Here is a 7,694-nt window from a genome sequence, read left to right on the forward strand (position 1 = left end):
GAGCCCGGCACCCGGGCCGCCGGACCGACCCGGCGCGGCCGTCGCCCCGCTGGCCAACCACGCCGCCCCCAGCGCCACCGCGTGCTTCGGGTGCGTGTCCACGGCGACCGGGCGGCCCAGCTCGGCCGACACCAGCTGCCCCACGATCGGCATCCGGGACGAGCCGCCCACCAGCAGCACCGAGTGGAGCTGGTCCGGCGTGCACCCAGCCGACCGCACCGCGCGCTGCAACGCCTCGATCGAACCGTGCAGCGACGGCCGGACCATCGCCTCCAGCTCGCCACGGGTCAGCCGGACCTCGGTGGTCACCGACGGCAGTAGTACCGGGATCGCGGTATCCGTGTCGGCCGACAGGGCCTCCTTCGCCTGCACACACTCCTCGCGCAAGCGGGCCACCGCGGCGATCGCGCCGGGGTCGTCCTCGTCGAGGTCGTCGAGCTTGGTGCCCAGGGCGGTGCGGACGTGGTTGAACACCGCCGCGTCGAAGTCGATCCCACCCAGGCGCTCGATGCCCTCCGGCTCCCCCAGGATCGCGAAGCCCGTCGCGGTCCGGCGCAGCACCGCCGCGTCGAAGGTCCCGCCGCCCAGGTCGTACACGGCGACGACGGCGCCCACGCCGAGCCGCTGGTCCTGCGCGTAGTTCACCGCGGCGGCCTCGGGCTCCGAGGCGAACGACACGCCGGGGAGGTCCGCCATCCGCACCGCCTGCCGCAGCAGGTCGATCTTGTACGGACCCCAGTTGGCCGGGTGCGACACGCAGACCGACGTCGGCGGGCCGCCCTCCCGGGTCACGACCTCCCCGACCACCGCGCGCAGCAGCCGGGACATCAGCGACTCGGCCGAGTGCGGGGTGCCGCCGAGCAGGATCGGCGTGGTGTCACCGAGCCGCCGCTTGAACTCGCGCGCCACCCGGTTGGGCTCGGTGAGCCCGCGGCGGTTGGCGGCCTCCCCGGTCAGGAACGTCTCGTCCTCGCGCAGCAGCACGACCGACGGGATCGCGGCCCCGCGACCACCGAGTGACACGATCTGCGCGCGCCCGTCGCGCCATACGGCCGCGGCGGTGAAGGTGGTGCCGAGGTCAATGCCGAGTGCGTACATCGCGAGGCTCCGGTGCTCAGTAGGTGGACTGGGAAAGATCGGCCAACATGCCTTCACACGACCGCACGGCCACCCGAGCGGCGACCGCGAGCTCGTAGGCGGTCAGCGGGTTCTCCGCGCGCCGCTGCCAGCGGGTGAGCGCGTCCACCGCGGCGGCGGTGAGCTCTGCGCCGCCCGCGTCCGGTGCCAGCCGCAGCCGCTGGTGGGTCGCGCCGCCCGCGCCGCCGATCACCCGCTCCAGCTCGGCGACCACCTCGGCCTTGCCGGACACCCACCCGGCGCGCAGCCCCGACAGCACGCGCAGCTCGTTGAACGGGTGCGCGGACGCGACGACCGCCTCGACCTCGGCGGAGACCCCGTCGGTGCCGGGCTGGCGCTGGCAGACGCGCACCACCTCGGCCACGGCGAGCAACGCCGAGCGGCACTTCAGCACGTCCCGGCGCTCGAAGAACAGCGAGGACAGCAGGTCCTGCAGCTGGTTGAGCCCACTGCGCTCGGCCAGCTCGCGGGCGAGCTCCGTCGCGGTGCCGGCGACCTTGCGGCGCAGCATCGTGCTCGCCAACCGAACGCCGAACACGCCGAACCGCGCGAGCAACGCGGTCCGCTCCAGCTCGGTGAGGCCCAGCTCCGGCCGGGTCGAGACGAACCGGTCGGCCGACAGCAGCAGCTCCTCGGCCTCGCGCACCGGCAGGTCGGCGATCGTGCGCAGGTGCCCGACCTCCTCCTCGGTGAGCGTCACCGCGGTCTCCGCGAGCAACCCCGCCACGGGCACGACCGACTGGACGAGGCGCCGCACGTCGGGGTCGTCGCCCAGCCGGGAGGCGACCCGGCGCGCGGAGGCCATCGAGTCCAGCCGGCCGACCGCGATCTCGTCGGCCCGGGACAGCACGCCGATCGCGTTGACCGGGCTGGGCCGCGACACCTCGGAGTCGTGGAACGCGCGGAGGAACTCGACGTCGCCGGCGTGCAGGTGGCGCATCAGGTACACGACCGCGTCGGCCGGCGTCTCCTCCTCGTCGGGCACGAGCAGGTCCCAGGTCCGGCGCGCGGCCGACTCGGACAGCGACCCGATGCCCGGGGTGTCGATCAGCGTCACCGCCCGCAGCGCCTGCGCGGGCCACGTCACGACGAGCTCGTCGACCTCCTCGGCCGCCAGCCCGCCGAGGTCGATGTCGAGCTGCCCGTTCTCCCGGGTGAACCGCAGCTGGCGCGGCTGGGACCGGCCGACGTGCGCGCGTACCTGGTAGCTGTGCCCGTCCTCGTACCAGGTGACGATGCGGGTGCACTCGCCCGCGTCGGTCGGCGCGAGCCGCTCCCCGACCAGCGCGTTGAGCAGCGTCGACTTGCCGGCCTTGACCCGGCCGGCGACCGCGACCCGCAGCGGCTGGTCCAGCCGGTCCCGCAGGGCGGCGAGCCTCCCGGCGTGCGGGGTGCCCTGGTAGACGTCGATCGCGCGGGCCAGCACCGCGCGGGTCCGGTCGATGAGGCGCGGCGCCGATGGTTCGCTCGCAAGCTTGCTCATGACTCCCCCTCACAGGCTCGGTCGAGCCGCTCGCGGTCGCCCTGTGACACTGATTCGCTCGCACGCTCGCTCATGACTCCCCCTCACAGGCTCGGTCGAGCCGCTCGCGGTCGCCCTGTGACACTGACTCGCTCGCACGCTCGCTCATGAGGCCACCGCCTGCGCCCGCTCCCGCAGCTGTCGCAGCCGAGCCAGCTCGGCGTCGACGTCCTTGAGCCGCTTGTCCCGCTCGCCCTGGGTCCGGGACGCGGCCTCGGTCGCGGCGGTCAGCGCCTTGGCATTGGACTTGTTCAGCTCCTCCGCGAGCCCGGTGTAGTGGTCACGCAGCTCGCGCTGCACCCGGCGCAGGGTGTCGCGGGAGTCCTTGGTGGCGGCGAAGGTGACCTTGTCGCAGTACCGGCGCACCGCGTTCTTGGCCTCGGCGCGGCGTTTCTGCACCTGCCGCTTCTTCTCCTCGCGGAGCCCGCGGTGCCCCATCACCAGGCCGATGCCGATGCCGATCGGCCCGAGCATGATCCCCACCATGCTGCCGATCAGGGTGAACATCACCGCGCCGCCGTAGGCGCTCTTCAACGCGACCATGGCCTGCTTGACCGCGCGCATCTTCTTCAGGTCGATGTCGTGCTCGATCTCGCCCGCGCCGGCCAGTGGGGTCGGGTCGTGCACGGTGGGCCGGGAGTACATGCCGCCGGTGGCTTCCCGGAAGTGCTCGCCGACCCGCTCGCTCAGGTAGGTGGCCCGCTCGCGCAGCAGCTCGTAGTTCGTGAGGAGCTCCGCCGCGGTGCGGGACTGCAGCCAGGTCCCGATCTCCGACCAGGTGTCGGCCGGGTCGCCGTCCTCGATGGCCGCGTCCGCCTCCTTGGTGACCTCCTTGATGCGCGAGCGCAGGTCGAAGTCGATGTCGGAGGTGAGGTCGCCGGTCCCGTCGCTGAGCGTCTGGTTCCATTTCGCGGCCGCGGTCTTGAGCGACTCGATGTGCTTCTTGACCGCGGTCAGCTCGTCGACAACGCGCCGCGCGGCCTCCGGGTCGGCGAGCGCGGTCCGCTCGGCGGCGAACCCGGTCTCGACCTGGTCGCACAGCGAGACGACCTCGGCGGCGGCCTCGGTCGCGAGCCGCCGCTCGGCGGACCCGCCAACCTGGTCGCGGACGAGCTCGATCAACGCGGGGAAGCCGGACTCGGTGTTCAGCTCGGCGTCGGAGCTCTTGACCGCGCGGGCGCGCAGCGACGAGGACACCGTGAGCAGCGGGACCTCCACGCCCGCGGCGGCCAGGTGCGCCTCGTCGAGCTCGCGGATGCGCCGCCAGGCCGGGTAGAAGTCGGTCTTGGTGAGCACGCAGGCCACGGTCGAGCACAGGGACCGGGCCCGGAGCAGGAAGTCCATCTCGCTGCGGGTCAGCTCCTGCGCGGCGCTGGTGACGAACAGGACCGCGTCGGCGAGGGAGATCGCCGCGAGGCTGGCCGCGGAGTGCGCGGAGCCGAGCCCGCCGATGCCCGGGGTGTCGACGAGGACGAGCCCGCTCGCGAGGAGCGCCCGCGGGATCTTGACCTCGACCCCGGTGACCCGCCGCATGCCGTTCTCGCCGTTGCCGGCGCTCTCCACCACGTGCTTGCGGACGTCGGCCAGCTCGATGGCCTCCCTCGTCTCGCCGACCCACAGCTGGGCCGCGGCCTGCTCGCCGTGCCGCACGAACGTCGGCACGGCGGTGGCCGCGTCGTCGTCGACCGGGCAGACCGGCGCGCCGATGAGGGCGTTGACCAGCGAGCTCTTGCCCTGCTTGAACTCGCCTGCGACGACGACGTGGATCACCGGGTCGGCGAGCCGCCGCTTGGCCTCGGTCAGCCGGGCGGCGAGGTCCGGCCGGTCGAACGCCTCGCAGGCGCGCAACCCCAGGTCCACCACGTCCGCGGCGCGGGCCGCGGGACCGGCCGGGACGGTGGCCGACTTGGTCATGATCGCTCCTGGGTAGACAGTGGGTCGGACACGCGACAGTGGCCGGCCCGGGCGGACCCGGCCGGCCCCTCTCGCGTCGTCGATCGCCTTACTGGGCAGCGAGCGTGGTGTCGTCGCCGCTGACGATCGTGTCGTTGTCCACGACCGTCGTGTCGTTGTCCTGCACGGCGGTGACCGTGGTGTCGTTGTCCTGGATCGACACGTCGTTGTCGTTGATCGTCGTGTCGTTGTCCTCCACCGTGGTGGTGACCGTGGTGTCGTTGTCCTCGATCTCGGTGTTGCTGCCGCTGGCGTTGCCGCCGACCGCGATGGCCGAGCCGTCGTCGAGGGTGTTGTCGGAGACGTTGGTGACGTCGCCCTCGCCGAAGCCGACCGCGCTGTCCTCGATGTCGACGTCGTTGAGGTTGGTGACGTCGCCGTCGCCGAAGTTGAACGTGGAGCCCTCGGCGTCGCCGTCTACCTGGGCGGTCTGGTTGCCGTCGCCGACCACCGCGTTCTCGACGTCGCCGCCGGCGTTGATGCCGGTGTTGACCCCGGTGTTGACGCCCGAGGCGTCGTCGCCGGCCTGGACCGCGCCGTCGCCGGTGTTGGCCTGGCCGAAGTTGTCGCCGTCGATGATCTGGCTGCCGTCGCCGGAGGCGTTGTTGACGTCCACGTCGCCGAACACGGGCCCGTCGATGTCCACGCTGTTGTCGACGCTCTGGTCGATCAGGTTGGTGACGTAGTCGTCACCCTCGTAGGTCTGGTAGGTGACGTAGTTGAGGTGCTGCACGACCTGCTCGACGGTCTGCGTGTGGCCGGCGGACGACGCCGGGCCGGCGCCGGAGCCGCTGCTGTAGCCCTGCAGGGCGGAGCGGGTCTCCTGCGGCACGGACGGGTCCGCGCACACATCCCGGACGGTGCCCGGCACGTCCACACCGGACAGGTCGTGGTCGGTCACCCCCTGGGCGGCGAGCATCCCGTTCGGGTCCTCGGCGTACTGGACGGCGAAGTCGCGGTCGGTCATCAGGTTGCGGACGAACTCCTGCAGGACCTCGGAAACGTTGATGGGCATTGTTCCTCCTCGATCGGGCGGCCCGCGTTTCGTCGGCCGCGATTCCCAGAGTGCGGTGGACCACCACATCCGGGCATCGGGGAGACCCCCGTGACGTCGGGGGGCCGCTAGGGGGTAGATCGCGGGGATGGCCCCGGACGTGTCGCTTCAACCACGGAATGGTCGGGAAATCCCCGCTGGACCCAGGGTTCTCGCTGCCGTCGTCCGCCCGGTCACCCAGGGTCAGGGATGATCTCCCGCAGCGTCGCCAGCAGCTCGGCCCGCGAGCCGGCGCCGAGCTTCGACCGGATCCTCGCGACATGGTGCTCGACGGTCTTGGGCGCGATGTAGAGCTGCGCGCCGATCTCCTTGTGGGTGCTCCCGCTGAGGACCAGCCGGGCGACGGCGAGCTCCCGCTCGGACAGGCCGCCGGTGTGGCCGACCTTCGTCGGCGGCTCGGTGGCCGTCGTGGCGGCGTCCGGTTCGGACAGTTCGCGGGCCCGTTCGAGCAGGCGGCGGGCGACGACCGGGTCGGTGGCGTGGATGGCGGCCTGGCCGGCGAGGCGGGACGCCTCCCAGGGGAGCTCGACCTCGGCCAGCCGGTCGGTCGCCGCGAGCACCTTCTCCGGTTCGACGGAGTCGCCCGCGAGCAACCCCGCCCACAGGCTCGCGGCCTCCGCCTGCGCCGCAGCACGCGGCCCGGCCCCGTGGACCTCGGCGAGCCGCCGCGCCTGCGTGGCCACCTCGGCCGCGTCCCCGTCCGCGACGGCGACCTGCACGCGCACCCAGCCCAGCGCCGCCGCCCACGCCCCGCCGAGCCCGGCCACCATCCGCTCCAGCAACGCGAGCACGGGCTCGACCCGCCGCCGCTGGTGCAGCCGGGCCGCGGCGACCAGCAGCTCCTCGACGGTCTCGAGCTGCCAGAGGTCCACCGCGCGCCGGGCGAGCGCCGGCTCGACGCCTGCCCAGACCGCACGCAACCCGGCGATGTCTCCCCGCCTGCGCGCGATCCCCGCGGCGACCGCGGCCCGCAGGAGCCGTTCCCGGCCGGGCGGCTCGGCACCTTCGGGCCGGGCGAGCTCGGCGAGCGCGGTCGGGAAACGGCCGGCCCGCATCCGTGCCCAGGCCAGCAGCATCCGGTGCCGCTCGGCCGCGGCCGGCCCGCCACCGGCCCGGTTGAGCAGGTGTTCCGCGGTGGCCAGGTCCCCGGTGAGAACCGCGACGACCGCCCCGATCGCGTGCGGCGTGTCGGGCAGCACGGCGGTGGGGGTGGCCCGGTCGAGCGCCTCGGCCGCCTCGATGAGAAGGGGCACCGCGGCATCCGGGTCCTCGGCCGCGACCAACACCGCCTCGGCGAGCCGCGCCACCGCACCGTGCCCGCCGGGCACCGCCTCGCCGAGCGCGGCACGCCCCTCGGACCCGGCATCAGCCGGCACGGCCACCCCGGCAGGCGCGTCATGCCCACCCGACACCGGATCGGCCGGCACCCCAACCTCCGCAGGCGCCACCCGGCCCCCGAGCACAACATCAGCCGGCACGGCCACCCCGGCAGGCGCGTCATGCCCACCCGGCACCGGATCGGCGCGGGTCGGGATCCAGCCGGGAAACACCGCGCGGGCCTCGGCGAGGCGGCCGGTGCTCACCAGGACCGGGACGGCCAGCAGGGGGCCCGGCGGTGGTGCGGCCAGCAGGGCCTCGGCGGCGCGGTCCGCCCGGCCGTCGTGGGTGGCGGTGGCGCCGGTCAGGAGGGCGAGGCGGGCCGCGGTCCCCGGGGGGACCTGGTCCGGGAGGTCGGTGTCGATCCGCAGGCCGAGCAGGGCACCGGCCTCGGCGCGGCCGGCGATCACCTCGCCCGGGGCCGCGCCGGACTCGGCCGCGTCGTCGAACCAGGCCATGGCCGCGGCCGGGTCGGTGAACCTCGTCTGCTCCCCCGCCCGCACGTAGACCCGCGCGGCGGCCGGGGTGAGGACCCGCGCCGCGCGCAGTTGGGCCGCGGTGAGCAGCGGGTCGGCGCCGGCCGCCGCCAGGGCGCGGGCCACCCGGTCGTGCAGCCGGCGGCGCTCGGCCGCGGGCAGCTCGCCCAGCACC

Annotated in this window: 5 protein-coding genes; all 5 read right to left on the minus strand. The window is 74.0% G+C overall.

The features are described from left to right. Positions 1–1,098: Hsp70 family protein (locus tag GEV28_RS41135; protein WP_291419641.1), on the minus strand; the 1,098-nt coding region annotated here is incomplete at its 3' end. A 16-nt stretch (positions 1,099–1,114) separates the two neighbouring features. Beyond that, complete coding sequence (locus GEV28_RS41140; protein ID WP_291419643.1) at positions 1,115–2,620, minus strand: dynamin family protein; 1,506 nt, start codon at positions 2,618–2,620, stop codon at positions 1,115–1,117. 144 nt (positions 2,621–2,764) lie between these two features. Beyond that, a complete protein-coding gene (locus GEV28_RS41145; protein WP_291419645.1) occupies positions 2,765–4,573 on the minus strand; it encodes a dynamin family protein in 1,809 nt (602 codons plus the stop codon). A gap of 88 nt (positions 4,574–4,661) precedes the next feature. Continuing rightward, the gene (locus GEV28_RS41150) at positions 4,662–5,627 is read right to left on the minus strand and encodes a hypothetical protein (RefSeq protein ID WP_291419647.1); all 966 of its coding nucleotides are present in this window, start codon (positions 5,625–5,627) and stop codon (positions 4,662–4,664) included. A 212-nt stretch (positions 5,628–5,839) separates the two neighbouring features. Beyond that, on the minus strand, positions 5,840–7,694 hold a 1,855-nt coding region (locus tag GEV28_RS41155), incomplete at its 5' end, for a LuxR C-terminal-related transcriptional regulator (RefSeq protein ID WP_291419649.1).

Origin of the sequence: Actinophytocola sp., from assembly GCF_009379765.1 — a bacterium.
In the GTDB taxonomy this organism is placed as follows: Bacteria; Actinomycetota; Actinomycetes; order Mycobacteriales; family Pseudonocardiaceae; genus Actinophytocola.

What these genes read in the sequence shown, in the direction of transcription:
- GEV28_RS41140 (WP_291419643.1), bottom strand. Translation starts at nt 2,620, where the DNA reads ATGAGCAAGCTTGCGAGCGAACCATCGGCGCCGCGCCTCATCGACCGG.
- GEV28_RS41145 (WP_291419645.1), bottom strand. Translation starts at nt 4,573, where the DNA reads ATGACCAAGTCGGCCACCGTCCCGGCCGGTCCCGCGGCCCGCGCCGCG.
- GEV28_RS41150 (WP_291419647.1), bottom strand. Translation starts at nt 5,627, where the DNA reads ATGCCCATCAACGTTTCCGAGGTCCTGCAGGAGTTCGTCCGCAACCTG.